The organism is Enterococcus florum, assembly GCF_004309355.1.
Taxonomy (GTDB): domain Bacteria; phylum Bacillota; class Bacilli; order Lactobacillales; family Enterococcaceae; genus Enterococcus_A; species Enterococcus_A florum.
In genome coordinates this window covers 99752-126171 of the sequence record NZ_BJCC01000014.1, presented here as the reverse complement: position 1 = coordinate 126171, position 26420 = coordinate 99752, and the positions used below count along the sequence as shown (strand labels likewise).

General features: G+C 41.3%; 31 protein-coding genes and 1 other annotated feature. Of the genes, 22 read left to right on the top strand and 9 right to left on the bottom strand.

The genetic code is table 11. The features are described 5' to 3' along the window. Positions 1-161: 161 nt before the first annotated feature. Entirely contained in the window at positions 162-1370 is a 1209-nt protein-coding gene (locus NRIC_RS09510) for a class C sortase (protein WP_146622468.1), read from the top strand. Next, positions 1363-2541 (top strand): class C sortase, encoded by a 1179-nt coding sequence (locus tag NRIC_RS09505; protein WP_146622467.1) that lies wholly within the window; start codon positions 1363-1365, stop codon positions 2539-2541. The genes NRIC_RS09510 and NRIC_RS09505 overlap by 8 nt, the downstream gene beginning before the upstream one ends. Positions 2542-2603: 62 nt before the next feature. Here NRIC_RS09505 and NRIC_RS09500 read toward each other — a convergent pair whose 3' ends face one another. Then, a complete protein-coding gene (locus tag NRIC_RS09500) occupies positions 2604-3254 on the bottom strand; it encodes a DsbA family protein (RefSeq protein ID WP_146622466.1) in 651 nt (216 codons plus the stop codon). After that, positions 3251-3853, bottom strand: coding sequence for a CYTH domain-containing protein (locus NRIC_RS09495; protein ID WP_146622465.1), 603 nt, complete (start codon positions 3851-3853; stop codon positions 3251-3253). Before NRIC_RS09495 ends, NRIC_RS09500 begins: the two co-directional genes overlap by 4 nt. 205 nt (positions 3854-4058) lie before the next feature. Between NRIC_RS09495 and yjbM the strand changes: the two genes are divergently transcribed. From yjbM to NRIC_RS09470, 5 genes are all read left to right on the top strand, one after another. Beyond that, positions 4059-4730 (top strand): GTP diphosphokinase, encoded by a 672-nt coding sequence (gene yjbM, locus NRIC_RS09490; protein ID WP_146622464.1) that lies wholly within the window; start codon positions 4059-4061, stop codon positions 4728-4730. After that, positions 4705-5502, top strand: a complete 798-nt coding sequence (locus tag NRIC_RS09485; protein WP_175580053.1) for an NAD kinase — start codon at positions 4705-4707, stop codon at positions 5500-5502. Before yjbM ends, NRIC_RS09485 begins: the two co-directional genes overlap by 26 nt. A 2-nt stretch (positions 5503-5504) precedes the next feature. Next, entirely contained in the window at positions 5505-6398 is an 894-nt protein-coding gene (locus tag NRIC_RS09480; protein WP_146622462.1) for an RluA family pseudouridine synthase, read from the top strand. A gap of 10 nt (positions 6399-6408) precedes the next feature. Then, positions 6409-7776, top strand: coding sequence for a magnesium transporter (gene mgtE, locus NRIC_RS09475; protein WP_146622461.1), 1368 nt, complete (start codon positions 6409-6411; stop codon positions 7774-7776). 76 nt (positions 7777-7852) lie between these two features. Beyond that, a complete protein-coding gene (locus NRIC_RS09470; protein WP_146622460.1) occupies positions 7853-8293 on the top strand; it encodes an NUDIX domain-containing protein in 441 nt (146 codons plus the stop codon). 49 nt (positions 8294-8342) lie between these two features. Here the strand turns inward: NRIC_RS09470 and NRIC_RS09465 are convergent, their stop codons facing one another. Beyond that, entirely contained in the window at positions 8343-8978 is a 636-nt protein-coding gene (locus NRIC_RS09465; RefSeq protein ID WP_146622459.1) for a copper homeostasis protein CutC, read from the bottom strand. A gap of 93 nt (positions 8979-9071) precedes the next feature. On the opposite strand from NRIC_RS09465, the gene NRIC_RS09460 reads away from it, so the two are divergent. From NRIC_RS09460 to recD2, 4 genes are all read left to right on the top strand, one after another. Further along, on the top strand, positions 9072-9917 hold the full coding sequence (locus NRIC_RS09460) for a methyltransferase domain-containing protein (protein WP_146622458.1): 846 nt from the start codon (positions 9072-9074) through the stop codon (positions 9915-9917). Between the two features lie 300 nt (positions 9918-10217). Further along, entirely contained in the window at positions 10218-10724 is a 507-nt protein-coding gene (gene trmL, locus NRIC_RS09455; RefSeq protein ID WP_146622457.1) for a tRNA (uridine(34)/cytosine(34)/5-carboxymethylaminomethyluridine(34)-2'-O)-methyltransferase TrmL, read from the top strand. Positions 10725-10747: 23 nt separating this feature from the next. After that, positions 10748-11404, top strand: a complete 657-nt coding sequence (locus NRIC_RS09450) for a histidine phosphatase family protein (RefSeq protein ID WP_146622456.1) — start codon at positions 10748-10750, stop codon at positions 11402-11404. Between the two features lie 15 nt (positions 11405-11419). Further along, the gene (recD2, locus tag NRIC_RS09445) at positions 11420-13819 is read left to right on the top strand and encodes an SF1B family DNA helicase RecD2 (protein WP_146622455.1); all 2400 of its coding nucleotides are present in this window, start codon (positions 11420-11422) and stop codon (positions 13817-13819) included. 75 nt (positions 13820-13894) lie between these two features. Here the strand turns inward: recD2 and NRIC_RS09440 are convergent, their stop codons facing one another. Beyond that, positions 13895-14863: a diacylglycerol/lipid kinase family protein gene (locus NRIC_RS09440; RefSeq protein ID WP_146622454.1), complete on the bottom strand. Its 969-nt coding sequence runs from the start codon at positions 14861-14863 to the stop codon at positions 13895-13897. A 189-nt stretch (positions 14864-15052) separates the two neighbouring features. On the opposite strand from NRIC_RS09440, the gene NRIC_RS09435 reads away from it, so the two are divergent. After that, a complete protein-coding gene (locus NRIC_RS09435) occupies positions 15053-15553 on the top strand; it encodes a QueT transporter family protein (RefSeq protein ID WP_146622453.1) in 501 nt (166 codons plus the stop codon). Positions 15554-15596: 43 nt separating this feature from the next. Here the strand turns inward: NRIC_RS09435 and NRIC_RS09430 are convergent, their stop codons facing one another. Beyond that, positions 15597-16097, bottom strand: coding sequence for a GNAT family N-acetyltransferase (locus tag NRIC_RS09430; protein ID WP_146622452.1), 501 nt, complete (start codon positions 16095-16097; stop codon positions 15597-15599). Positions 16098-16136: 39 nt separating this feature from the next. Beyond that, positions 16137-16775, bottom strand: a complete 639-nt coding sequence (gene cbpA / locus NRIC_RS09425; RefSeq protein ID WP_146622451.1) for a cyclic di-AMP binding protein CbpA — start codon at positions 16773-16775, stop codon at positions 16137-16139. A gap of 142 nt (positions 16776-16917) precedes the next feature. Here cbpA and rpmG point away from each other — a divergent pair, with 142 nt between their 5' ends. From rpmG to NRIC_RS09395, 6 genes are all read left to right on the top strand, one after another. Next, positions 16918-17070: a 50S ribosomal protein L33 gene (gene rpmG / locus NRIC_RS09420; RefSeq protein ID WP_146622450.1), complete on the top strand. Its 153-nt coding sequence runs from the start codon at positions 16918-16920 to the stop codon at positions 17068-17070. An 11-nt stretch (positions 17071-17081) separates the two neighbouring features. Continuing rightward, positions 17082-17252, top strand: coding sequence for a preprotein translocase subunit SecE (gene secE, locus NRIC_RS09415; RefSeq protein ID WP_146622449.1), 171 nt, complete (start codon positions 17082-17084; stop codon positions 17250-17252). 91 nt (positions 17253-17343) lie between these two features. Continuing rightward, a complete protein-coding gene (nusG, locus tag NRIC_RS09410; protein ID WP_146622448.1) occupies positions 17344-17886 on the top strand; it encodes a transcription termination/antitermination protein NusG in 543 nt (180 codons plus the stop codon). Positions 17887-17934: 48 nt separating this feature from the next. Continuing rightward, positions 17935-18789, top strand: a complete 855-nt coding sequence (locus NRIC_RS09405) for an alpha/beta fold hydrolase (protein WP_444979472.1) — start codon at positions 17935-17937, stop codon at positions 18787-18789. A 4-nt stretch (positions 18790-18793) separates the two neighbouring features. After that, positions 18794-19378 carry an ATP-binding protein gene (locus NRIC_RS09400; RefSeq protein ID WP_146622446.1) on the top strand — a complete coding sequence of 195 codons (585 nt, stop codon included), beginning with the start codon at positions 18794-18796 and terminating at the stop codon, positions 19376-19378. Positions 19379-19448: 70 nt separating this feature from the next. After that, complete coding sequence (locus tag NRIC_RS09395) at positions 19449-20546, top strand: lactate oxidase (RefSeq protein ID WP_146622445.1); 1098 nt, start codon at positions 19449-19451, stop codon at positions 20544-20546. Positions 20547-20706: 160 nt separating this feature from the next. Here NRIC_RS09395 and sdaAA read toward each other — a convergent pair whose 3' ends face one another. Together sdaAA and sdaAB are read right to left on the bottom strand one after the other, a co-directional pair. Then, positions 20707-21594, bottom strand: coding sequence for an L-serine ammonia-lyase, iron-sulfur-dependent, subunit alpha (gene sdaAA / locus NRIC_RS09390; RefSeq protein ID WP_146622444.1), 888 nt, complete (start codon positions 21592-21594; stop codon positions 20707-20709). A gap of 12 nt (positions 21595-21606) precedes the next feature. Further along, entirely contained in the window at positions 21607-22278 is a 672-nt protein-coding gene (sdaAB, locus tag NRIC_RS09385) for an L-serine ammonia-lyase, iron-sulfur-dependent subunit beta (RefSeq protein ID WP_146622443.1), read from the bottom strand. A 286-nt stretch (positions 22279-22564) separates the two neighbouring features. Here sdaAB and rplK point away from each other — a divergent pair, with 286 nt between their 5' ends. The 4 genes from rplK (at position 22565) to rplL (ending at position 24917) form a co-directional block, all read left to right on the top strand. Then, entirely contained in the window at positions 22565-22987 is a 423-nt protein-coding gene (rplK, locus tag NRIC_RS09380; protein WP_146622442.1) for a 50S ribosomal protein L11, read from the top strand. Positions 22988-23081: 94 nt separating this feature from the next. Next, a complete protein-coding gene (gene rplA, locus NRIC_RS09375) occupies positions 23082-23771 on the top strand; it encodes a 50S ribosomal protein L1 (RefSeq protein WP_146622441.1) in 690 nt (229 codons plus the stop codon). A gap of 56 nt (positions 23772-23827) precedes the next feature. After that, positions 23828-23954 (top strand) — a sequence feature (ribosomal protein L10 leader region). A 42-nt stretch (positions 23955-23996) separates the two neighbouring features. After that, entirely contained in the window at positions 23997-24497 is a 501-nt protein-coding gene (gene rplJ, locus NRIC_RS09370) for a 50S ribosomal protein L10 (protein WP_146622440.1), read from the top strand. A gap of 51 nt (positions 24498-24548) precedes the next feature. Then, on the top strand, positions 24549-24917 hold the full coding sequence (gene rplL / locus NRIC_RS09365) for a 50S ribosomal protein L7/L12 (RefSeq protein WP_146622439.1): 369 nt from the start codon (positions 24549-24551) through the stop codon (positions 24915-24917). Between the two features lie 236 nt (positions 24918-25153). On the opposite strand, the gene NRIC_RS09360 is transcribed toward rplL, so the two are convergent. Further along, on the bottom strand, positions 25154-26413 hold the full coding sequence (locus tag NRIC_RS09360) for a sensor histidine kinase (protein ID WP_146622438.1): 1260 nt from the start codon (positions 26411-26413) through the stop codon (positions 25154-25156). Between the last annotated feature and the right edge of the window lie 7 nt (positions 26414-26420).

Below are 26420 nucleotides of genomic sequence, written 5' to 3'. Positions count from 1 at the left end.
AGTGACCTTAAAGAAGATAATTTTTTTACGGAGTAGAAGAGTCTACTCCGTTTTTTTGTATTTAGACAGCATTTAACAATCCAAATTAATAAAAAAAATTCCTTAATTGGAATTTCTCTTTTTAATTTTTCTATGAGAAAATAAGCATAGGAGGGTTACTTATGAAGAATAAACCAACTCGAACAGATAAAGTCAATTTAGGATTAAAAATTTTGATGGCCGTGATGTTTATTATTGGCTTCCTGATTTTTATGTATCCCTTTGTCGTTGACGCAGTAAATAACTATGTCGACCAGCAGCGTTTAACGCAGGTAGAACAAAAAATGGCTAAGCAAAGTGAAAAAGAACGAAAAGCTCGTATTGAGGAATTAAGAAAAAAGAATGCGGAAAATAAGACGAATATTCCAGGAGCGGGAGATTTTGAAGATCCATTTGAGCATGCTCTCAGAGGGACGAAAAGTCCTAAGAAGGAATATTATGAAGAACATACAGTTGGAGCGATATTCATTCCTAAAATCAATGTTAGTCTTCCAATCTATGATTTAACGAATGATATTCTTTTAGATAAGGGAGCTACGATCCTGCAAGGGACTTCTTTTCCAATCGGTGGAAAAAATACCCACTCAGTTGTTACAGGGCATACGGGGCTACCAGATAAAAAACTGTTTACTGATTTAGTAGAATTAAAGAAAAAGGATACATTCTATTTACATATTGAAGGTGAAAAATTAGCTTACAGAGTAGAAAAAATCAAAACGGTGAAACCTAATGAATTGGATGATTTAAAAATTATTCCAGGAAAGGACTTAGTTACACTGTTGACATGTACACCTTATGGGATCAATAGTCATCGTTTACTAGTGACCGGTCATCGGACAGCTTATCCGAAGGAAGCTGCGGAGAAGGAGATCAAAAAGGCTCAAAGTTACCATCGTTGGCGTGTTGTCTTGCTGATCATTTGTTGCATTTTCTTCTTAGGATGCTTTTTCTATTTTGTTTGGCGAAAGACGGTGCTGTATCAATCGAAAAAAAGAAATTTCGATCTGGTCTTTTATTTATTGGAAAACGGCCAACCTGTCGCAGGAGTGCCTTTCCAGTTGACCACGCGTCGTGGAAAAGATCCAGTGTATATCGATGGGGAATTGCAAAATACGGTGAGTGACAGTGAGGGACGTATCTTATTTGAAAATATTCCAGGAGATATTTATCATCTGATCAGCGAAAATGAAGTACCGAAGATCAAGGGGAAAGTTTGGAAGTTATCCGATAAGCAATTTAAGATCATCACACAAAGAAAGTATCTAATAAAAGAAAAGGTCGAAAAACAAATGATTTATCAAGTCGATCGGAAGGGGAAGAAACATGGCTAAGAAAAAACCGCCAAAGGGATCAAGAAAGCAATTAGTCAGCAAAATGGTGATGATCTTTATCTTTCTAGCGGGAATCTTAGTAATGCTGTATCCATTCTACAGCAATGCGATCAATGATTTTGTAGACCGTCAGCGATTAGAACAAGTCCAACAGAAAAATGAAGTGCGCAGCAAAGAAGAAAAAGCCAGAATCAAGGCCGAAATGAAGAAAAAAAATGAAGAACTTGCGGTCAATGGACTAGTACCTTCAGCAGATCCTTTTGACGAGAACGCTGAACAGAAGATCATCAGCGACGATTATGCCACGGAACATTTGATTGGTGCCATCAGTATCCCGTCCATTAAGATTACGATTCCTTTGTTTGATCTGACCAACGACAAATTGTTGCAGATTGGGGCGACTATTTTGCAAGGGACCTCTTACCCTACTGGTGGTCCAAGTACTCATTCAGTCATATCTGCACACAGCGGTCTTCCAGAGAAAAAATTATTTACGGATGTCGAGGAGTTGGAAAAGGGAGATGTTTTTGTTCTGACTGTTTTGGACGAAAAGCTGGCCTATGAAGTGGAGCGAATCGAAGTCGTGAAGCCAAATGACACATCCAAGCTGGTGATCGAAAAGGATAGAGATCTGGCTACCTTGTTGACCTGTACCCCTTATATGATTAATAGTCATCGTTTACTGGTCACGGGACATCGGGTTCCTTATACAGAAAAAATTGCGAAACAAATTGAAAAAGCGGATCAGGAAAGAACCTTGTTAGACAGCCTGCTTTTAGCTGGAGTCATCTTGGCAGTCCTCATTTTGCTGTTTGGGATCTACCGAGCCTTTGCTGCTTATCTATTGAAAAAGGAGCGCTTTGATTTAATAATCAAGCGTGTTGATGAGACCGGAGCACCTATAGAAGGTCTTGAGCTGGCTTTGTATACGAAATCAGGCAAAAAGGCCATTATCCGTGATCAAGTACCTGTCACAGGAAAGACTGACTCTGATGGAACGGTTATATTTAAGGATCTGCCAGGTGCTGTTTATGCAATCAAGGAAGCTGGACAGCTGTATCGATTAAAGGCAGGAATTAAAAAGCGCAAGCAGCTGAAAGCCAAAGCCTATCCGACGAGACGCCAAACTTTTGCAACGAACCAGACGGAAGAGATCCTCATTCGGAAGTAATTGAGTCCTTTTTCTAAAAAACGTCCTGCGGGGATCCTCGCAGGACGTTTCTATGTATTCAATCAAATTAGTAGAGATAGATGTTTGGGATCGCTGTTTTTCTTTGGCTGTTCGATCGCTTTCAGCTTTTTAAAAAATTCAAGCGTTGATTCCTTGGTTCCGAAAGAATCGATCACGTGTTGAATTGAGTCACAACCTTCTATACGAACGCCTGAATCATCATCACTGACACAATTATAAATTACAGCAGAAGGGTGCTGTGTGATGTCCATTTCGCGAGCGATCTGCTGGTCAGATACGAAGGCGTCCAAAATAAATTCTGAGGAACGATCCTCGCAGAAGGTCTCCATGTCACCGCCCACCTCTTTAAACAGGCTTCTTGAGAGTTCAGGAGAATAAGGAAGCTGATTGATCGCAACTTCTTCTTGCAAGCGCAGCAAAAAGTCACGGCCTTTTTTCTTGCCCTGCAGCTGAGCTGCTTTAACATCCAGACAAGCAGAATAAATATTCTTTGATAAAGCGTTTCGTGCAGCGATATCTTGCTTGGAAAGACCCTTTCTTTCCATGAAATCTGTGATGGTGTGAAGATTCATTAACGGAATTAGGCGTAGTTGAATCTTTAAATCGTGTTTGTCAATCAACTCAAGTATTTTTCGTTCCAGTCCATAGCACTTTTCCCCAATAGGGTTTATGAACAGGTAGATTTCAATCACTGAAGGTCCTCCTTTTCAATATGTTTTCTTGCAGAGATGGCACGAACGATTTTATTCTTAGCAGGTCGATAGCTGATAGCCAACTGGTTCAATAAAGACAAAAAGTCATCAAAACGTTTCCCTGTTTCCTGGACTTCTAATTCCAGTTCAAAGTCGTGGTGGTCTGTATACCAATTTTCGTCTAAAGCCAACTTTCCAGCTTCGATCGTAAGTTCAGCCCGCTTAGTAACAAGATCACCGATCAATCGAAGATCCTTTATGTATATTTCCTGCTCTGCTAAATATGAAAGCACCTTTTCTGCAAAGTGTGTAAAAGATTCAGAGCGTTTTGCCAGATCAACCTCGCTTAAAGGCACATCATCAGTAATCTCTAATAATCCTTTTGCTTGAGGAACCTTTAACGTAGCTTCAGCACGGGTTTTGAAATAGCGAATACGCAGCCCCATGCCTAAAGATTTCAGCCGAAAGTCTTTAGTATCAAAATACAGATTGGTTTGGATTATAAATGATTCAGCTGAAATTTGGAAGTGTTCCATCAAATAAAAGAATTCTTCTTCAGTTAACATCGTCTTGTATTCAATCTCTATGTTTTTGCTCATCTTCATTGTACACCCGTTTCGATTATTTGCCTAATACAAACGTATAGTTACACAAAAACCTAAGTGACGTCAAATGATACTAGAGGTTTTGATGAATTGTTAGAAAATTGCAACATTTGTATGAAGAAGAGCGAACGATAGATTTTTTCTTGTATGTAGTTTGTGATAAGATAAGTAGGAATGGAAAAAGGAACGAGGGATTTTGATGGACAGAGACTGGGAAGCTTTTCTGGCCCCTTATGAATTAGCGGTTGCCGAACTAAAAATCAAGCTTCGTGGCTTAAGAAAACAATATCGCGAACAAGGAGAACATGTTCCAATTGAGTTTGTTACCGGCAGAGTAAAGCCTGTAGACAGCATTTTGAATAAAGCAAAACTTCGCGGAATTCCATTGACCCGATTGGAAGAGGAAATGTCTGATGTGGCAGGTATGCGAATCATGTGTCAATTTGTTGAAGACATTCATCAAGTCGTTCAAATCATTCGTAATCGCAAGGACATGAACGTGGTACAAGAACGTGACTATATTACGAATCGGAAAGCTAGCGGCTACCGCTCGTATCATTTAGTTGTCGAGTATCCTGTACAAATGTTAGATGGAGAAAAAGTTTTGCTGGCCGAAATTCAGATCCGCACGTTAGCTATGAATTTTTGGGCAACGATCGAACATTCTCTTAATTATAAATATCAAGGACAGATTCCAGAAGCTATCGGTGAACGATTGTTCCGTGCTGCGGAAGCTGCGTATCAATTAGACGAGGAAATGTCCAGCATCCGTGACGAAATACAAGAGGCGCAACATGTATTTTCATATCGAAAAGATCAAAGAGAGGAAGTAAACAAGCGTGACCCTGAGGATAGGAATCATCCACAATAACGAACAAAAATCTTTGGATGTTTTTCAACGGCTTGTACCGTTGATTGAGAAAAAAGCTGGAATCAAGCTTGTAGAACGAGATCCTGAACTAGTGATCACCATCGGTGGAGACGGCACGCTGCTGTCTGCTTTCCATCGCTACAATCACAAATTATCTGATGTGCTCTTTCTGGGCGTCCATACGGGCCATCTTGGATTCTACACCGATTGGCGTGATTATGAATTAGAGGAGTTAACGGACAGTCTTTGCAGAAACCGGGGAAAAAGTGTGAGTTATCCCCTACTGGATGTTGTTGTCAATTTTTCCGATGGGCGTTCAAAACACTTTTTGGCATTGAATGAATCGACGATCCGCAAGGGGAGTCGTACGATGGTGGCCGATGTGTATATCAAGGAGGAAAGGCTGGAACGATTCCGGGGGGATGGCCTTTCTGTATCGACGCCAACGGGTTCGACAGCTTATAACAAGAGTGTTGGTGGTGCGGTTTTGCATCCGAGTATCAGTGCTTTGCAGTTAGCCGAGATCGCTTCTTTGAACAATCGCGTTTTCCGGACGTTGGGCTCTCCAGCGATCATCGGGAATCAAGAATGGATCGAAGTCAAGCTCAGGAGTCAAGGCAACCACATGATCACGGTAGATCAGTTAGATGTCAGCGGCCCCGAGATCTCCTCGGTCAAATATAAAATTGCAGAAGAACGTATTCATTTCGCTTCTTACCGACATATGCATTTTTGGCATCGTGTCAAGGATGCTTTTATTCGTGAGGATTAGTCGTGAAATTTGAATGGATTTTTAAAAAGGAAGAGCCTCAGCTTTTACGAGGATTTCTAAAACAACAAGGGATTTCCAAGAAATTGTTAGCGAAAATCAAGTTTCAAGGGGGCAAAATTTTTGTCAATCAGCAGGAACAAAACGTCTTGTTTTCTTTAAGTACCCATGATATTGTTACAGTTGTGATTCCAGACGAGCAAGCACATGAAACCCTATTAGCTGATGATGCTCCTATTGACATCGTTTTCGAAGATGAACATTACCTCTTAATCAACAAACCAGCCGGGATTGCTTCAATTCCTGCGCAATATCATCCTAGAGGTACGATGGCGAATCGAGTAAAGAACTACTATATAAAACAAAATTACGCCAATCAGGTTGTTCATGTCGTGACACGTTTAGACCGTGATACATCTGGTTTGATGCTCTTTGCCAAGCATGGTTTTGCACATGCACAAATAGATCAAGAGCTTAGAAAAAAGCAGGTTACTAAAAAGTATCAGGCACTGGTATCTGGTGAGTTGGAAAGACTTCTAAATCATGGAATGATCGAGCTGCCGATCGGTCGAGATTATTCCTCGCTATTGAAGCGAAAGGTTTCTCATGAAGGCCAGACAGCGCTGACGGAATACTGGATCAAAAAGAAAAATCAAGAAATTGCATTAGTCGATATTCAACTACATACAGGGCGGACACACCAAATTCGTGTCCATTTTTCTGCCATGTCATGTCCTTTACTAGGAGATGAGATGTATGAAGGAAGAATGGATTTAGGAATTTCACGTCAGGCCTTGCATTGCTATGCCCTGCAATTCACGCATCCTTTCACGAACAAACGGCTGGCATTTGAATTGCCGTTGGCAAAGGATATGGGGGATATCGCAAAAGAGATATGAGGTGAACGTCATGGATGAGAATCAAGAAGAATTGGAACGTCATTTCCAACAATTAAGAGAAGAACTCCATCAAAATGATTTGCAAGATTTTCGTGAACATTTTTTGGAGATGCATATCTATGATCAGGGACAATTCTATCAAGGATTGGACGATCAGGAGCGGCAGCTGGTCTACTCATATCTTTCACCCAAAGAATTGGCAGATATGTTTGATGTAATCGAAGAAGATGACGAACATGTAGAAGAATATCTTTCAGAAATGCGTCCGCATTATGCTGCAGACATGTTAGCGGAAATGTACACGGATAATGCGGTGGATATTCTAAATGAGTTGAACAAAAAACAGGTTGCTAAATACTTAAGTTTAATGGAACCTGAGCATGCCAATGAAATTCGTGAACTGCTTCATTATGAAGATGATACCGCTGGTTCTTTGATGACGACAGAATATGTGTCGATCGTCGCTAATCAAACAGTGCGATCCGCCATGTATGTATTAAAAGCAGAGGCTCAAATCGCGGAAACGATCTATTATACGTATGTTGTTAATACAGATAATCAATTGGTAGGGGTTATCTCTTTGCGTGATTTAATCATCAATGATGATGATGCCATGGTCTTAGATGTAATGAGCGAACGAGTCATCGCAGTTCACGTTGGAGATGACCAAGAGGATGTAGCCCAGATGTTTCGTGACTATGACTTCTTGGCGTTGCCAGTCACGGATTATGAAGACCATTTGTTGGGAATCGTTACCGTCGACGATATCATCGACGTCATCGATGACGAAGCTGCCAGCGACTATTCCGGTTTGGCCGGGGTCAATGTGGAGGAGGTCGATGAGAATCCTCTTAAGGCTGCTTCAAGGCGATTGCCTTGGCTGATCACTCTTTTGTTTTTAGGCATGTCTACAGCGACGTTGATCAATCATTATGAAGCATTGGTTAGTGAAGCTAGCATTTTAGCAGTATTTATCTCGTTGATCACTGGTACCGCTGGTAATGCGGGAACCCAGTCGCTGGCTGTTGCAGTGCGCCGATTGGCGATTTCTGATGACAAGGAAAAAAACTTCTTGAAGCTGATCATTGGTGAAATTTTAACAGGGGTAGTCACTGGCTTGGTTACAGGCTTGACGATTTTGGTCATCGTAGGTATTTGGAAGCACAATTTTGTCTTAGGTTTTGTGATCGGAACAGCGATGATGGCTGCGATCACTGTTGCTAATTTGGCAGGAAGTCTGATTCCTATGGTGATGGAGAGGCTCGGGTTTGATCCTGCGGTCGCCAGCGGGCCCTTCATTACTACCTTGAGCGACCTGACCAGTGTGTTGATCTATTTCAATATTGCGAGCTTGTTTATGGAACGTTTTATCGGTTGATGACGATAAGCAGTTGACAGAAGTTTTTGGGAAAAGTAAAGTAAAGTTAAGACATACACTGAAAGTAGTGAAAAAAGTGAAAAAAGCTTATGCGATCATTATACGCAATGGGTTGATATTGTTGGTCAGGCGTCCAGGTGTATTGATTTGGGAGCTCCCAGGCGGTCAATTGCTGCCAAACGAAGGGGAGCGCGAAGGTATCAAACGGATGATCGACGAAGATTTAGGATTCAAAAGTGAAATTCTCGAACTGGTGGGCATTTATTCAAAGGAATCCGAAGAGGATATCACCTATGTATATACAGCAAAGGAAGCACAATCACAAAGCAATATGGATTCACATATGTACGTAGCCTTCAGTTTTTTCGATATTCACAATTTGCCGTTAAATATCTTTTTTGACCAGAAGCGTCAAATTCGAGATTATTTATCTGGGAAATATCCGGTCCGTCTCCGATTAAAAGAAAGTAAGCTTACTGTTTGGCTGAAGACAAAATTAAAGCAGAAAAAAAAGTGATCATGTTCCGCTTTACAAGCGGAACATGATCACTTTTTCTTTCTATAATCTATAATGAAACGATCTTTGTTCCGTGGGCTTCGGATACACCGAGCTTACCGCAGAGGGGCTCCACAGTCTTGCTGGTGATTCCGCCCCCGGGCAGAATAATGATTCGTCCGTCTGCATAGTCGATCAGTTCCTTTAAATGAGCGAGATTTTCTTCGATTGGACGTGATAAAGGTCCGCCATGGGTCAGAATCCGGTCAATACCTAATTTTACAAACCAGTCAATCGCTTCAAACTGCTTTTCATTAGTCAGCTGGTCAAACGCCATATGATACGTAGTCTGCAATCCAGCGCTGTTGCCCAGTAAAATTTCCAATGCTTCCTCATCCACTTCCTTTTCAGGAGTTAAACAACCGAAAACAACGCCATCTGTTCCTGCATTTTTCGCATGGATCAAATCCTGCTCCATGATTTTTAATTCCAAATCATTATAGCAAAAATTTCCGCCTCTTGGACGAATCATGGTCATAACCGGCACATGCTTTTCTCCAGCATAAGCCAGTGCTTCTTCAATGACGCCCAAACTGGGGGTCGTTCCACCAACAGCTAGATTGTCGCATAATTCTATTCGATTTGCTCCAGCAGCGATTGCGGCCGGAATATCAGTGAAATTTTCTGCACAAAATTCTTTGATCATTCTATTCCCTCCAATGTCCATAGTGTAGCACATGTTTCCAATAGTAGGAACGTTTTGATTGTGCTATTATATCAGAAAGAAGGAAGTGAATACATGCTGAAGAAAATTGACCGAGGGGCTGTGTTCCTGCAAGAGCACGCGGCGTTGTTTCGCTGTCCAAATTGCCACAAAAAAATGAGTGCCAAAGAAAAAGGGTTGATTTGTGAGGCAGGCCATCAGTATGATTTATCGAAAAAGGGAACACTCTTTTTTTTGGATCACCAGATCAAAACAGAATATGATCAAGAAATGTTTATACCTAGAGGCAAGATGATTCGGTCAGGAATGTATCGACCAGTCATTGAGACCATTCATGACTGGCTGCCTGAAGGCTCGCTGCTTGACGTAGGATGTGGAGAAGGAAGCTTCATACAGCAGCTTTCTCAGCTGAGGGCGCCTGCTTTTTCCATCGGGTTCGATCTATCTAAAGAGGGGATTTATTTAGCTACCAACCAACCAATATCGGCCTTTTGGTGTGTTGCTGACTTAACCAATCTGCCCTTTGCGGACCAACAGTTTGATGCAATTTTGAATATTTTTTCTCCTTCGCATTATCAAGAATTTGAACGAGTATTAAAGAACACAGGGAGCATCATCAAAGTAGTACCGCAGGCGGATTATCTTGCAGAGTTAAGAGCGGCTTATCGACCAAACGGGGCCCCTTACTCAAATCAAGCAGTGATCGAACGATTTGACATGGAGATGTCAATCGAAAAACGAGAACGTTTAACTTATGAGTTTACCATTCCGGAAGAAAATCAGCTGGATCTCTTGGAAATGTCGCCTTTAGAATGGCAGGTAGATCCAAAAATAAAACAGCAATTATCTGAGAATCCACTTAAAAAAATTACAATCGACGTTGATGTATTAAAGGGAAATAAAAGGAAACGTTTTCAATAGATGAAATGGAAATAAATGGTTGCATTTCTAACTTCATGGTGATATAGTAACAACAAGTTGTTTTTCATTGGTTTTTATCAGTCTCCTGTTCTGATAAAAGTTAGTGAAAAGTGCTTCACTAACGTAGCAACTCGCCGTGCTGGACACCGAGTTGGTACGTTTTTTTGTGTCAAAATCAAGTTTTTATAAGATGAAAATAAATTGATAAAAATGAGTAATTCTTTTTCGGGATACACGACCTGAAAAACAGCCGTGCGGAATCGAGTTTTACACCGTATGGCTCTTTAAGGAGGAGCAAAAATGACCAATCATATTGTTTTGTTTGAACCGCAGATTCCTGCAAACACGGGAAACATTGCACGGACTTGCGCTGCTACGAACACACCACTTCATTTGATCGAGCCTCTAGGGTTTTCGACAGACGATAAACATTTAAAGCGAGCTGGATTAGATTACTGGCATGACGTTGAAATCACCTACCATAGCAGCTTGAATGATTTCTTGCTCTATGTGCAAAAACGGCCGCTGCATTTGATCACTAAATTCGCAAATCAGGTTTATTCGGAGATAAATTATAACGATCAGCAAGATCACTTCTTCTTATTTGGAAAAGAAACGACAGGACTGCCGGAAGATTTTATGCGTGAAAATTCTGAGAAATGTTTGCGGATTCCAATGAACGACCAGCATGTTCGTTCATTAAACTTATCTAACACTGCGGCGTTAGTCATCTATGAAGCATTGCGTCAACAGGACTTTCCTCAGTTGGAGCTGACTCACCACTACGACAACGACAAATTGGATTAAATCGAATGATTGAAGGAGCAGGCATGAAATTATACTTTACACGTCATGGAAAAACAGAATGGAATAAAGAACGACGCTTTCAGGGAATGATGGGAGATTCTCCTTTATTGCCGGAAAGTTACTTAGCGATCGAAAAACTGGGACAGACATTGGGGGAGATCCCTTTTGAGGTAATTTACAGCAGCAGTTCAAAACGTGCGTATGTTACTGCTGAAGGTATTCGTGATCAGTTAAAGCATCCAGTTGAAATCGTTCGAACAGACGAATTGAAGGAGATGGGATTGGGCGACTTAGAGGGCCGTTCGATTGAAACGATGCGCAAACGATATGGAGAAAACCTAGACCATTTGCGTCACCATCTAGATTGTTATGACCCGACTCCCTTCGGAGGGGAAAAAGTGGATCAAATGCTGGAACGTATGACACGCACGATCAAACATGCGGTCAAAAATGCTAAAGAAGGCCCATTGTTGTTTGTTGGACACGGCTCATCCATGACCGCAGCAATTCAATATTTGTCCGGTAAGCCTGTCGATGCGTTAAGAGCACAAGGTGGATTGTTCAACAATAGCTTGTCGATTCTTGAAACTCAAGGAAGCAATCAAGCTTACAAAATGGTAAAATGGAATGATATTGATTTTTTGAATGGCTTAGGAGACACACCTGACGCTATTTTATAATCAGGAGGTGGCAAAATGTCGGAGGAATCAACGTATATCACGGGAACATTGAAAGCTGTTTTCTTTCAAAATCCAAGCAATTTTTACAAGGTTCTTCTAGTGGAGATTCGAGAAACCAACAGCGATTTTTTAGAACGGGAAATCGTAGTAACCGGAAATTTTGGAGATGTGCAGGAAGATGAAGAATATCGTTTTATTGGGCATTTTGTTGACCATCCACGATACGGGAAACAATTTTTGGTAGAGAGCTATGAGCAGGCTCAGCCGACTTCACTCAATGGCATGATCAGTTATCTGTCTAGTGATAAGTTTCCTGGTATTGGAAAAAAAACAGCAGAACGAATCATTGACCTTTTAGGGGAAGAGGCCATCGACCAGATTATCGACTCACCAGATGTATTAAATCGTGTGCCTGGCTTGAACCAAAAGAAAAAAGAAACGATCGTAGAGACGGTTCGTCAGAATCACGGCATGGAAAAGATAATCATTGGGTTAAGCAAATACGGGTTTGGCAGCCAGCTATCGTTTGCGATTTTTCAAACCTATCGAAATCAAGCTCTGGAGATCATTCAGGAGAATCCTTACCAGTTGGTTGAGGAAATTGAGGGAATCGGCTTTAAAAAGGCCGATAGCTTGGCTGAACAATTAGGGATCGCAGCGGATAGTGACCAACGGATTCGAGCAGCCGTACTGCACCAAATCAATGAAGATGCCAATCAGAGTGGGGATACCTTTGTTGAAGCCCAGAAGCTTTTGGAGGAAACGTTGGAGCTGCTTGAAGGTGCTAGAGCAGTAGAAATCTCACCGGATCAAATAGCAAACGTGATCATCCAGTTGGTTGAAGAAGATAAAATTCAGCAGGAAGAGATTCGCTTGTACGAAAATACACTGTTCTACAGCGAGTGGGGGATCGCCAAAGGAATCGCCCGCCTGCTGCAACGAAAAAAGGAAATCAAGTATCCAAAGAAAAAAATCGAATCAGCGCTCCGAGTGATCGAGAAACGATCAAACATCGTGTATGGGTCTTCGCAGGATCAAGCGATCAAGCAGGCCATTCGCTCACCAATGTTTATTTTAACCGGTGGACCTGGAACGGGAAAGACCACAGTTATTAATGGGATTGTACAATTGTTCGCCGAGTTGAATGAGCTTTCCTTAGATCCTTCCGATTATACTCAGGAGATTTTTCCGATTTTATTAGCTGCGCCAACTGGACGTGCAGCGAAACGAATGAATGAGACAACCGGACTCCCAGCAAGCACGATCCATCGTTTGCTGGGGTTAAATGGCCATGAGAACACACCAGATACTGAAGCAAGAGAATTAGAAGGCGGGTTGCTGATCGTAGATGAGATGTCCATGGTGGATACTTGGTTAGCCAATACGTTGTTAAAGTCTATTCCGACAAATATGCAGGTCATTTTAGTTGGGGATAAAGATCAACTGCCCTCTGTCGGTCCTGGACAGGTGTTTCATGATCTCCTGCAGGTAGAGGCGATTCCCAAAATCGAGTTGACTGAAATCTACCGTCAAGGAGATGGTTCATCGATCATTTCATTGGCTCATGAAATCAAACAAGGCCGGCTACCGAAAGATTTTACGAGAAACCAAAAAGATCGTTCATTTATCGCCTGCAATGCTTTTCAAATGGAACAGGTTGTGGAACAAATCGTTGGGAAAGCAAAACAAAAAGGGTATACAGCTCAAGATGTCCAAGTATTAGCGCCTATGTATCGAGGTCCCGCAGGAATCGATGCGTTGAATAAAATGATGCAGGAGATATTTAATCCAAACGATGGCACCAAAAAAGAAGTTCAGTGGAACGAAACAGTTTATCGTATTGGTGACAAGGTTTTGCAGCTTGTCAATGCGCCTGAATTGAATGTATTTAACGGCGATATGGGGATTATTGTAGGAATTATCCCGGCAAAAGATTCGGAAGATAAGGTAGATGAGCTGGTTATCCGCTTTGACAGCAATGAAGTCTCTTACAAGCGAAATGAATGGAATAAAATCAAATTGTCATATTGCTGTTCCATCCATAAAGCCCAGGGAAGTGAGTTCCAAATGGTCCTGTTGCCGATGGTAAAGCAGTATTCACGAATGCTTCAACGAAATCTACTTTATACAGCGATTACTCGCAGTAAAGAGTTGCTGATCCTCTTAGGGGAAGAAGGTGCCTTTCAGGAAAGTGTGCGAAAGGAGTCAGCAGTTCGAAAAACAACGCTGATTGAGCGCATTCAATCGGCAGCGAACTTGGAAGAAATTCCTAAACCAAAAATGGAAGATCCTTTCGTAGATCAAAAAGCGCAGTCGCCGATCGGACCAGCAATTTTGACTGTTGAGGCAATTGATCGGCAACGTGTTGATCCAATGATCGGCATGGAAGGCATTACTCCAGCTCTGTTTATGTAAAAATTCGATATAGATCAAACCAGAAGAGGTTTCAAGCCCAAGAAATGAGCTTGAAACCTCTTTTTTACATAGGATCTATTCCTTATACCAAATGTATTGTGAGCTCGTTGACAGAAACAAGTCATAGGAACGCTCTCCCATCGTTTCTCCATCGGCCTGACCATGCTGTGGGATAATGGAAACAATGCGAATTTTTGAGCTGGCAAAATGCTGATAATGTTTGTTTTTGGTGTGTTTCTTTTGTGCTAATTGAACCAGCAAATGCAAAATTGCCAGTAAATTTGGTTTTTCGATCATCACAAGATCCAGCATTTCTTTTTTTGGATCCGCCATTGGAGCGATCGGAACACCTCCACCGAAGTACGGAATGTTTGTAGTCACGCACAAAAAGCTGTGTTTAAATTCCAGTGTTTGCCCGTTTACTTCAACTAAGACAGGAAATGTTTTTTGGCTGAATAATGCCTTTAGCAAATAGAACATATAAGATATAGAGCCCAGCTTATATTTGTTTAGCCATTTTTTTGAAGCAGAGGCATTAGTCGTAGCAACGATTAGAGCATCTAAGCCGATGCCCAAATTATTGATAACCAATCCTTGCTCTGCTTTGATTTTTTCTTCGTAGAGCAGGACATTGATTTTTTGTGGTTTGTCGGCTTGAGTGATTTGACGAAACGCCTGCTCAGGATCTCTAGACAATCCGATTCCCCGAGCAAAATCATTCCCTGAACCGGCAGGAATGTAGCTGACCGGCAGATTCAAATCAAGAGTAAAAAATTGATTTACCACTTCGTGAAGCGTGCCGTCTCCGCCGATAACCACCAATAAATGAAAAGGTTCTTCCGTTTCATGATAGTCTATTGACCAAGAGGATAAGAGTTGTGCTAGACGAGTCACGATTTCTTTTTCATCTCCGGCTTGTTCCGTATAATAAGGAGTGTAGGTATAATCGTTTTGGTCTAACATCTGGATCATTTTTTCTGCTGTTTTGCTGGCGTTTCCACTTCCAGCGGCAGGATTGATCAATAAGTGATAATGAACGTTCATAGGTTTCTTTCCTTTCAGAAGCTAATTATAGCAGAGGACTTCCTCAAGCAGAATCATTATGCGCTGATTTTTTTATTTTTTTCGGAATCATTTGACTTATCTAGCAAAAGAAAGTATGATTTACCAGTAATTTTACCGCGGTTCATCAACCATCCCGCGTGAACAAAACTTGGAGAAAGAGGGAAGAATATGTATGTAACACAAAAGAAACGAATGAGTGTCGTTGTGACAAATGGAATCATTATGGCCTTATATTTGGCGTTAACGATCTTAGTTTCACCTGTCGCTTCTGGTGCTATCCAATTTCGAATTTCAGAAAGCTTGAATCACCTGGTCGTATTTAACCGCAAATTTATTTGGGGGATCTTTGGCGGTGTGGTGGTTTACAATGCCTTGTTTGGAATGGGAATGATGGATGTCATATTTGGCGGAGGACAAACCTTGCTGGCGTTAAGCTTGACTGCACTGCTTCAAAATAGGATTCAGAACGTGAAGCTTCGAATCGCTCTAAACGTGGTTTTCTTTAGCCTAAGCATGGTCTTAATCGCAATCATGCTGTATTTAGTAGCAGGTGCCCCTTTTTGGGCAACGTATGCATGGCTTGCTTTGAGTGAAGCCATCGTTATGACGATATCAGCACCTGTAATGTATTTGATAAACAAAAGCATGCACTTTGAACAAAGATTATAAAAACAATGAGGCTGTGACATCACTGTCACAGCCTCTAATTATGCTATTCTTTGATTTTAGCGTACATCTTCATATCGATCACTTGCCCATCTTTGATGGCATTGCTGTGCAAAATGCCTTCTAATTGAAAACCAGCCTTTTCTAAAACACGACAAGAGCCAGTATTGTGACTAAATGGTTCTGCAAAAATTCTCAGGAGATCCGTTGTAGCAAAGAGGTGATCGCAGGTTTGTTGAACCGCTTTTGTTCCGATCCCTTTTCCCCAGAAGTCCTCTGCAATGAAATAACCTAACTCTGCTGTTCTTCGATGAATGTCTGCTTGACGAACAGCACCGATACTGCCGGCAAGTTGTCCATCCGCTAAGATAGCAAAGGATAACTCTTTATTGTTCAATAACACGGTCAGGATAAATTCTTCGGCATCTCTCAATCGATACGGTGAAGGAAAACCATCACGAAGATTATTTTTGATTTTAGGATTATTGGCAATTTTTGCTAATGCAGGTGCATCGGAAAGCTGCCAAGATCTGATTGTACAATTCATAGTGCCACTCCTTTCGAGTCAGTCATGAAGACGTATGTTTTAAGAAAGGCGCAATGACTCGATTTCTTTGACGTTAAAGTGTTTTCGTTCTAAATGATCGATAATCGTGTGAAGTTTTTTCTCGTCCACTCCGGCCGGTAAGGTGATCAGGGTTCTTCGCTCCTCGCCGTCTTTTTCAATATCCAAGGTAATACAGCTTGCAATGCTGGTGTACTTAGATATAATTTTTGTCATTGCGGCAAGATCTCCTCGTTTATCAGGTGAGAGAATCGTCAGAACATAACTGCCAGCCTTTACGCTCCATGATTGAGAAAGCATACTGAGCAAGGTGCTGTGTGTTAGAATGCCGTAAAAATGATTGTTTTCATCTAAAACCGTAATATACGGCAGCTCCTTGATTGAAAAAAAGATCTTAAAAAAAGAAGTATTGATGGAAATAAATTTTGTCGCATTTTTTAACAGGTGAGTGACAGGCAAATCAAGATCACCGCCATTCGCTTTATGACGGTAGATGTGCATTTTATAAATATTTCCGCGGAAAATCTGTTTACTCTCGTCTAGGATAGGTACACAACGAAATCCAGTTTCTTCTAAAATATCTAAAGCCTCTTGCAAGGTGGCAGATTCTGTAATCGTTGTTAACTCCTCTTTAAGATAAACTAGACTTTTCAATAACATGGTGATGCCCCCCAGTAGTAGTGTTTCATTCTTTCATAATATATCATATTATATGCGTTAAAGATAATTAATTTTCGGCAGATTGACAGGACGAAAAAATGATGATAATGTTAGTCTGTTAGTTTTTGTAAGGAGGTACCTGATGGCTACCAAAAAAGCAGCATTGGCATGCACGGTCTGTGGTTCAAGGAATTACAGCAAAGCAGTCAGTGAAAATAAACATGGGTCTCGTTTAGAGATTAATAAATTTTGCAAATATTGCAATAAATATACGTTACATAAAGAAACGAAGTAGGAGGGAATTCCGTGGGGTTTTTACGAAGTGTAAGAGAAGAAATGAAGTTGGTCACTTGGCCTTCCAAAAAGCAATTGCGCCATGACGCACTTGTAGTAATTGAAACATCCATTCTATTTGCAGCGATGTTTTTCATTATGGATACGGCTGTCCAAGCCTTGATCAATTTGATCATCCGTTAGTAGCCAATTCACATAAAGCGTGATATACTAATTTTGAGGAAAAACCTTAGTTTGCTGAGGTTTTTTTATTTTAGAACGAGGAGCCAAGGAAATGGAATCTTTTGAAAAGCAATGGTATGTGCTGCATACCTATTCTGGCTATGAAAACAAGGTAAAGGCGAATATTGAATCTCGAGCACAAAGCATGGGAATGGAGGATTTCATCTTCCGCGTTGTTGTACCAGAAGAAAAAGAAACGGAAATCAAAGGTGGAAAAGAAAAAGAAGTCGTCCACAAAACTTTTCCGGGGTATGTGTTAGTTGAGATGGTGATGACAGATGATTCTTGGTATGTTGTACGGAACACTCCTGGGGTAACAGGATTTGTCGGCTCTCACGGTGCCGGAAGCAAACCAGCTCCACTGATGCAAGAAGAGATTAACCATATTCTTCGTTCGATTGGAATGAGTACTAGAACCCATGACCTTGAAGTTGAAGTCGGGGAAACAGTGAAAATTATTGAAGGTGCGTTCGCTGGACTTGAAGGCGTCATCACGGAAATTGATGAGGAACGAGAAAAGGTAAAAGCCAATATCGATATGTTTGGGCGTGAAACAAGTACCGAGCTTGACTTCGATCAGGTAGACAAAATATAAAATCTGGGCTGGGACAGTTGTCTCGGCCTTTTTTGGCAGGTGAAAAAGGTGAGAATAATAAAAGCTTTCTTAGTGCTGCTAGCTGGTGTGTTGATGCTTTCAGCATGCGGCGATCGCTCCAGTACAAACGAGAAATCAACTTCCTCTCAGAAAACGGAGGAAACGGTCCAAAAAAGTGACATCCCGACTCTTTTTATTCACGGATATGGAGGGACAATTAATTCCTTTGGCGGAATGATCCAGCGAATGGAAAAACAAACTATTACTAAAAAAGAAGCGATCATTACAGTGATGCCAGATGGGAGTCTGCAAACAGAAGGAACACTCACTGATCAAAAAAACAATCCGAGTATTCAGGTTCTGTTTAGTGACAATGTCAATAACGAGTGGAATCAAACAGAATGGATTTATCAGGTTATGAAGTTTTTGAAGGAGCAGGGAATCGAGAAGGTAAACGTTGTCGGCCACTCAATGGGTGGTGTCAGTTCATTAAGGTATTTAACAACGTATGGTCAGCCGGAAGATGCACCTGAAATCGTCAAATTTGTGGCGATTGGTTCTCCCTTCAATGATTTTGTTGATACATCAGCAGAACAGGATTTGAAAAACTTAACAGAGAATGGACCAGCACAAGAGTCGTCTCGGTATACGGACTATCGTGCCGGGATTAACAACTTACCAAAAAAGCTGCCGATTTTGTTGATTGGCGGGAAGTTGTCAGAGGAGGCTGCCGATGACGGAACGGTACCATTGTCCAGCGCTCTTTCGATTCGTTCTTTACTTAAGTCAAATGGAAATCCAGTTTCCCTAGAAATCTTCACTGGCGAAAAAGCACAGCATAGTCAGCTGCATGAAAATACTGACGTTGATAAAAAAGTGGCAAATTTTTTGTGGAAGGAGTAAACAAGTGGGATTGATTATTATTTTTGGGCCACAAGCTGTGGGGAAAATGACTGTGGGTCGTGCTTTAGAAGCGCGGATAGATGGAAGACTGCTTTACAATCATCAAACCTTAGACTTGTTTGCCAGTTATTTAGGCTATCGCAAAGAGGCTTTTCGATTGTCTGATGCGGTCCGAAAATCATTATTTAAGGCCTTCGTAAAAGATCCTGAACAAAACCCGACGAAGCATTTGATCTTCACGGTCGTGCTTGATTTTTCAGATAAACAGGATCGGCGCTTTTTAAAGGATATCGTACGTATTTTTCAAAAAGCGCGGCAGAAAGTGTACCTCGTTGAACTCTTTTGCAGTGTTGAAAAACGGTTGGAAAGAAATCGGGGAGAAGATCGCTTGGCGGCGAAACCTTCGAAGCGAAATGTCCGTGCATCTGAAAAAGAGTTATTGTTGAGCCATCAACATTGTCGCTTGAATTCTGAGCCGGGTGAAATTGAAAGGGATTTTCCGAAAATTCCTTATCTGTTGATTCAGAATGAATCGTTGTCGGTTGATAAAGCAGCAGAACGTATTTTGGAGACTTTTTCCTTCGAGTAAAAATAGTTGCCGGTCTTTTTTGGAAGCAGTATGATGACTTCGTACTTATTTTAGAAGGAAGGTCTTAAAAATGACGTATCATACGAGTAATGAAGAGCATCCTATCGATATCGTGAACATTGCTTCCTTAGAGGAGCTTGTAAAGCAGCGAATGGATAAGGGCGCGTTTGGGTATTTTCGAGGTGGATCGGAAGACGAATGGACAATGAAAGAAAATACATTTGCCTTTACAAAAAAATCGATCATGCCTCGTGTGTTGCGAGGGATCGATCAACCAGATCTTCGGACAACTTTATGGGACATCGATTTAGCCACACCGATTATTCAAGCACCCTCTGCGGCTCAAGGATTGGCGCATGAAAAAGGAGAGGTCGACACTGCAAAGGGAGTAGCTGCTGCTGGTTCGATTTTTTCGATCAGTACCTATGCGAACACAACCATTGAGCATGCGGCGGCGGCTGCACCAGAGGCACCGCAATTTTTCCAATTATACATGAGCAAAGATGATGGATTTAATCGTTTCATTTTGGAAAAGGCAGTCGACGCGGGTGCAAAGGCGATTATTTTAACAGCGGATTCCACTCTGGGTGGTTATCGAGAAGAAGATGTCATCAATCATTTTCAATTTCCGCTGCCTATGCCTAACTTAGCTGCTTACAGTGAACAAAGCAATCAGAGCGATGGTGAAGGCAAAGGAATTGCAGAAATCTACGCGGCAGCTAAACAAGCGCTAGTCCCCGAAGATATCAAAAAAATTAAAGAATTGACCAATTTGCCTGTTTTTGTAAAAGGCATTCAATCACCAGAAGATGCAGAAGTAGCGATTAGTGCAGGAGCCGACGGTATTTGGATCTCCAATCATGGTGGTCGACAATTAGACGGTGGACCAGCTTCTTTCGATGTGCTTCCGTTGGTAGCTGGTGTAGTAAATAAACGTGTACCGATTGTGTTTGACAGTGGTGTCAGACGAGGAGAACATGTTTTTAAAGCACTGGCCAGCGGGGCGGACTTGGTTGCAATTGGACGTCCAGTTATTTATGGCTTAAACCTGGGTGGGGCAGAAGGAGTCAAGTCTGTTTTTGATCACCTGAACAAAGAATTAGCAATCACGATGCAATTAGCTGGAACAAAAACGGTTGAAGAGATTAAAAATACGAATCTTCTTTAACAAAAAAGATTCTTAGGAGCACTTTTCCTAGGAATCTTTTTTTGTCAGTTGAAGTCCAACTTTAGTCAATATGCAGCAGGTAGATGAAACAATCGATTGGTTGATTTTCACTAATTCTTGTTTTCTAAACTGTGTTATCAAATCTGTTATGAGCCTTGTTTTATACTGGCTGTTCCTCTGTCGCCTCACCATAGATTTCTTTGCTGATTCTTAATCCTGTTGGAGTGGTGGCTACGCCGCCTTCCGCTGTTTCTTTGAAGATTGATGGCATAGAACGACCAACTTTATACATAGCTTCAACCACCTCATCGGCTGGGATGACACTTCGAATGCCTGCAAGAGCCATGTCTGCTGAAATAAATGCTTGGGAAGAGCCCATTGCGTTGCGTTTAACACAAGGGACTTCGACTAATCCCGCTACTGGATCACAGATCAACCCCATCACATTTTTTAGTGTGATCGCCACCGCCTCAGCAGCCATTTCAGGTGTTCCTCCGTTCGCGGTCACTAATGCCGCTGCCGCCATCGCACTGGCAGAGCCGACCTCAGCCTGGCAGCCGCCCTCTGCGCCAGAGATAGAGGCATTATTAGCAATGACTAAGCCGAAAGCACCTGCTGTGAAAAGAAAGTCTAATTGTTGCTCATGCGTCAACGCCAATCGATCTTTAGCGGCCATGAGCACTCCAGCTACTACACCCGCACTACCAGCAGTGGGAGTAGCACAGATTAAGCCCATTTTTGCGTTCACTTCGTTTACCGCAATGGCATTGCGGACAGCGCGTAAAATGGTATCACCGCTTAAGAAATTGCCCGATTCGATATATTGGTTCAACCGTTTTGCGTCTCCTCCAGTGATGCCAGTGACAGACTGCACCCCTGCAATTCCTTCATCGATCGATCCAGACATTACTTCGAGATTTCGCTCCATTAGTTCAAGGATCTCGGCGCGAGAACGCCCAGTTAGCTCTTGTTCCGTCGCAATCATCAATTCACCGATCGTTGGATAATCTTGGGCTTGATCTACAAGCTCTTTAATAGAAAGAAACATCCTTTTGCCTCCTTAATCAAAATAGGTCACACTCAACACATGTTCTAACGCTCGAAGTTTTTCTTTTGTGGAATCATCCGTCGGCTTATCGTCAACTTCTAGTACAAGAATGCCGCTATCACCTTTTTTTTGACGTGTCATTGTCACAGTTCCGATATTGATGTCGTCATTTGAAATGACAGAAGACACCTGAGCAAGTAACCCTCGCACATCTTCGTGAACTACGATGAAGGTGGGTGTTCCCATAGATAGAGAAATACTAAATCCATCTAATTCAGAAATTTGGATATTGCCGCCGCCAATCGAAATTCCAGTGACCGACATTTTATAATTGCCTTTTTTTAGATGCATCGTAACGGAGTTGGGGTGTTGTGCTTTTTCCTTTTTAGGGACAAAAAGTACCTCAATCCCTGCCTCGTAAGCAAGTTTCAACGAATCAGCCAATTGTGGATCATCTGGGTTCATTTCTAATAATCCGCCAACAAGGGCGATGTCCGTTCCGTGACCACGGTATGTCTTGGCAAAAGATTCATAAAGATCGATTTCCACCGAATCAGGCTTTTCACCAAAAATCATTCGGCTGACTTTTCCGATTCGGGCAGCTCCTGCAGTGTGTGAGCTGCTTGGGCCTACCATCACTGGTCCAATAATATCAAAGACACTGCGATACTTTAAAAAATCCATTATTTAAAGCCTCCTTATCCATCTGACGAATAATGCTTGTCAATTCGGACATAGTGTAACATAAAGCGGCTGCAAACTTCCTAAAATTAGCATTTTATTTTGTTATTCTCATCGTAACTGAACACATTGTGAAGAAATTCTTTAAGAATATTTCTGATCGAATAATCTTGAAAAGCTATTCGAAATTTGCTATGATACCTTAGTGTGCGTTTTACACACGGTAACAGTGGGAGGAGAAATCTTTATCTCCAATTCACCACATCACGGACTCAAGGAGGTATGTCTCGTGGCAAAAAAAGTAGAAAAAATCGTTAAATTGCAGATTCCTGCAGGGAAAGCAACACCAGCTCCCCCAGTAGGACCAGCACTAGGTCAAGCCGGTATTAACATCATGGGCTTCACAAAAGAATTTAACGCTCGTACCGCTGACCAAGCAGGGTTGATCATTCCAGTAGTGATCTCAGTATACGAAGATCGTTCATTTACCTTCGTAACAAAAACTCCGCCAGCAGCTGTTTTATTGAAAAAAGCAGCAAAAATCGACAAAGGTTCAGGCGAACCAAACAAAAACAAAGTTGCAAAAGTTACTAGCGATCAAGTAAAAGAAATCGCTGAGTTGAAAATGGAAGACCTAAACGCAGCGAATGTTGAAGCAGCGATGCGCATGGTTGAAGGAACTGCACGAAGCATGGGGATCACCGTAGAATAATCCCTGAATTAGAAGCTTCTCAGTTGGCTCTTGATTGAAAGATCAGAACACGTGGGAGGTTCTACCGTTATAACCACATCAAGGAGGAAACAAAATGGCTAAAAAAAGCAAAAAAATGCAAGAAGCATTAAAAAAAGTTGACAGCTCAAAAGCGTATTCTGTTGAAGAAGCAGTAGCTTTAGCTAAAGATACAAACATCGCAAAATTTGATGCAACTGTCGAAGTAGCGTACAAATTAAGTGTTGACCCAAAAAAAGCAGACCAACAAATCCGTGGAGCTGTTGTGCTTCCAAACGGAACTGGTAAAACACAATCTGTTTTGGTTTTCGCTAAAGGTGAAAAAGCAAAAGAAGCAGAGGCAGCGGGTGCTGATTTCGTCGGAGAAGATGACTTAGTTCAAAAAATCCAAGGCGGATGGTTCGATTTTGACGTTGTTGTTGCAACACCAGACATGATGGCTACTGTCGGTAAATTGGGACGTGTATTAGGACCTAAAGGCTTAATGCCAAACCCTAAAACAGGGACTGTTACGATGGATGTTACTAAAGCAGTTGAAGAAGTAAAAGCTGGTAAAGTAACATACCGTGTAGACAAAGCTGGAAACATCCATGTACCGATCGGAAAAGTATCTTTCGATGATGCAAAATTAATCGAAAACTTTAAAACGATCAATGATACATTGCTAAAAGCAAAACCTGCGACAGCAAAAGGTCAATATATCAAAAATATCACAGTGACAACAACATTTGGACCTGGGATCCATGTTGACCAAGCAACAGTTTAAAAAAAATCATAAAATAATTATTGACTCGGCTGCCTCACTTATGGTAAGGTAGTCGAGGTTAATAATTAACTGTACCGAAGACAGTAGGTGACGCAAGTCTTAATTTCCTACCGAGGACGTTTATTGAGAACATTCAATAGTCCCTCTATGTCTGCGGTGGCATAGGGTATTTTTTTGCTCTCGGGCAAAAGTACTCTTCCATCAAAATCAGGAGGTGAAATATAAATGAGTGAAGTAGCAATCGCTAAAAAAGCCGCTATCGTTGATGAAGTCACTGAGAAATTCAGCGCAGCAGCTTCAGCCGTTATCGTTGACTATCGTGGTTTGACAGTAGATGAAGTTACTCGTCTACGGAAACAATTACGCGACGCGAACGTTGAAATGAAAGTCATCAAAAATTCTATTCTTTCTCGTGCCGCTGAAAAAGCTGGATTGGAAGGACTAGGAGAAGTATTTACTGGGCCTACTGCTGTAGCTTTCAGTAACGAAGACGTAGTTGCTCCAGCTAAAATTATCGACGAGTTCGCTAAAGAGGCTAAAGCATTAGAAATCAAAGGCGGGATCATTGAAGGCAAGGTAGCTTCTATCGAAGAAATTACTGCTCTTGCAAAACTTCCAAACCGCGACGGACTTCTATCTATGCTGTTATCTGTACTTCAAGCGCCAGTCCGCAATGTGGCTTACGCTGTCAAGGCAGTTGCAGAAAAAGAAGAAGAAGTAGCCTAATCGCTGCATCATAAATAAATCAAAAAACCTATTATATGGAGGAAATTAAAAATGGCATTGAACATTGAAAACATTGTCGAAGAGCTTAAAGGCGCGACAATCCTAGAATTAAACGACTTAGTAAAAGCTATCGAAGACGAATTTGGCGTAACTGCTGCTGCTCCTGTAGCTGCTGCTGGCGCTGTTGCAGGACCTGCTGCTGAAGAACAAACAGAATTCACTGTTGAATTATCAGCTGTTGGCGATCAAAAAGTTAAAGTAATCAAAGCAGTTCGTGAAGCAACTGGCTTAGGCTTGAAAGAAGCAAAAGCTGTAGTTGACGGCGCTCCTGCACCAGTTAAAGAAGGCGTATCTAAAGAAGAAGCTGAAGAATTAAAAGCTTCTCTAGAAGAAGTTGGCGCTTCAGTAACAGTAAAATAATCATTTCTGATTTTTAAGAGCTAGAATCCTTGTCAGATAAGGGTTCTAGCTCTTTTTTTGACCATATTTTGCAGATTTAATGAGACTATATCAGTTTTTCCATTGTTTCAGAAATACTAGAAACCTTAGTCTAATAAGCAACAGGGCCTATTAGACATCTAAATTACCAACACAGAAAATGATCAGAGACCTTGATTGCTCAAGGTCTCCTTTTTTCTATTATCCTGTTTAGATGATCAAACATTGGAAATGAATACAACAAGAGAGAAATGGTCCCTATCATAGTCGATTTGCAAAGTACCGCCATAGCTTTCAACGATCTGCCTCACTGTTTCCAATCCGATTCCGTGATCTTTTGAGGATTGTTTAGTAGAAATAAACCGCTGTTTTTTTTGCAGGACAGGCTGGTCTTTCGTATTACTGATTTTATAACTGAACGTGCCATTGTAGTAGCGAGCTTTGAGCTCGATTTTTTTTTGTGATGATTGGCGAATTGCTTCGATCGCGTTGTCGATAGTATTTCCAAAAAGCGAACACAGACTGATGTCATCAATGGCCACCATATGATCGATCTCCACTTCGATTGACGAATTGATATTTTCAGCCGCTATTAGCTGATATTTGGCGTTCAGTACAGCATTAACGATGCTATTTTTGCAAAATTGTTTTTGTGTCATTTGATGTTGCTCCGTTAATTTTACTAAGTAGTCAGTCATCTTTTTTTCTTCTTTTTCATTTATAAGATTCAATAAAACGCTGAAATGATTATTCATATCATGATGCAGTTTTCTCAACTGTCTTTGGTTATTTTCCAATTCTAAGTAATACTCTTTTTGCAATCGCAAATTTTGGTTTTCCAACTCGTAGTTGAAGCTTTTCGCAATGTAGCCCGTCATATACATCGTAGACAAGCTGGTTAAAACACATGCGAAAGAGGCAGGGTAAATGAATAACGTGTCTGATGGTGTAAGTAAAATCAAGCTGATCATTGTAAATAAAGGCGTCAAACAAATGCAATCGATCAACAGCCAAAGTTTCAGAGACAACTGCGTTTTTCTATAGGGAATGGAAGAGCAAAACATGCGATAAATTGCAAACCAAATACCACATCGGATTCCGTAAGTCACAACATGTACACTGAGGTCCATCCAAGCGGTTTGCCCTCCTGCGATCCATAATCGAAGCCCGATATCTTCGATTAAAAAATTCAATGCAGCTAGTAAAGGATGTAAAATAAACACTAGCGAAATTTTATGGATCATTGGTCCTTCCAGTGACCAAAGAGAAGCGATCAAGAAAAAGAGGAAGGGACCAATAATATTGACGCTGTCATTCGGATAAACCGGTAAAAAACCGATAATAAATATTGATGAGAAAGCGACAAACCGCAAAAATTGATTTTGTTTAATTGAGACGAAATGATTGACTAAGTGGAACAAAAAGAAGGAACCTCCTAAGTTCAAAAGCTGAGACAAGATTTGATTCAATATAGCCATACGTTCA

Coding starts and splice junctions, on each gene's coding strand:
- NRIC_RS09510 (WP_146622468.1), top strand. CDS start 162: ATGAAGAATAAACCAACTCGAACAGATAAAGTCAATTTAGGATTAAAA.
- NRIC_RS09505 (WP_146622467.1), top strand. CDS start 1,363: ATGGCTAAGAAAAAACCGCCAAAGGGATCAAGAAAGCAATTAGTCAGC.
- NRIC_RS09495 (WP_146622465.1), bottom strand. CDS start 3,853: ATGAGCAAAAACATAGAGATTGAATACAAGACGATGTTAACTGAAGAA.
- yjbM (WP_146622464.1), top strand. CDS start 4,059: ATGGACAGAGACTGGGAAGCTTTTCTGGCCCCTTATGAATTAGCGGTT.
- mgtE (WP_146622461.1), top strand. CDS start 6,409: ATGGATGAGAATCAAGAAGAATTGGAACGTCATTTCCAACAATTAAGA.
- NRIC_RS09465 (WP_146622459.1), bottom strand. CDS start 8,978: ATGATCAAAGAATTTTGTGCAGAAAATTTCACTGATATTCCGGCCGCA.
- NRIC_RS09460 (WP_146622458.1), top strand. CDS start 9,072: ATGCTGAAGAAAATTGACCGAGGGGCTGTGTTCCTGCAAGAGCACGCG.
- trmL (WP_146622457.1), top strand. CDS start 10,218: ATGACCAATCATATTGTTTTGTTTGAACCGCAGATTCCTGCAAACACG.
- NRIC_RS09450 (WP_146622456.1), top strand. CDS start 10,748: ATGAAATTATACTTTACACGTCATGGAAAAACAGAATGGAATAAAGAA.
- recD2 (WP_146622455.1), top strand. CDS start 11,420: ATGTCGGAGGAATCAACGTATATCACGGGAACATTGAAAGCTGTTTTC.
- NRIC_RS09440 (WP_146622454.1), bottom strand. CDS start 14,863: ATGAACGTTCATTATCACTTATTGATCAATCCTGCCGCTGGAAGTGGA.
- NRIC_RS09435 (WP_146622453.1), top strand. CDS start 15,053: ATGTATGTAACACAAAAGAAACGAATGAGTGTCGTTGTGACAAATGGA.
- NRIC_RS09430 (WP_146622452.1), bottom strand. CDS start 16,097: ATGAATTGTACAATCAGATCTTGGCAGCTTTCCGATGCACCTGCATTA.
- cbpA (WP_146622451.1), bottom strand. CDS start 16,775: ATGTTATTGAAAAGTCTAGTTTATCTTAAAGAGGAGTTAACAACGATT.
- rpmG (WP_146622450.1), top strand. CDS start 16,918: ATGGCTACCAAAAAAGCAGCATTGGCATGCACGGTCTGTGGTTCAAGG.
- nusG (WP_146622448.1), top strand. CDS start 17,344: ATGGAATCTTTTGAAAAGCAATGGTATGTGCTGCATACCTATTCTGGC.
- NRIC_RS09395 (WP_146622445.1), top strand. CDS start 19,449: ATGACGTATCATACGAGTAATGAAGAGCATCCTATCGATATCGTGAAC.
- sdaAA (WP_146622444.1), bottom strand. CDS start 21,594: ATGTTTCTTTCTATTAAAGAGCTTGTAGATCAAGCCCAAGATTATCCA.
- sdaAB (WP_146622443.1), bottom strand. CDS start 22,278: ATGGATTTTTTAAAGTATCGCAGTGTCTTTGATATTATTGGACCAGTG.
- rplA (WP_146622441.1), top strand. CDS start 23,082: ATGGCTAAAAAAAGCAAAAAAATGCAAGAAGCATTAAAAAAAGTTGAC.
- rplJ (WP_146622440.1), top strand. CDS start 23,997: ATGAGTGAAGTAGCAATCGCTAAAAAAGCCGCTATCGTTGATGAAGTC.
- rplL (WP_146622439.1), top strand. CDS start 24,549: ATGGCATTGAACATTGAAAACATTGTCGAAGAGCTTAAAGGCGCGACA.
- NRIC_RS09360 (WP_146622438.1), bottom strand. CDS start 26,413: ATGGCTATATTGAATCAAATCTTGTCTCAGCTTTTGAACTTAGGAGGT.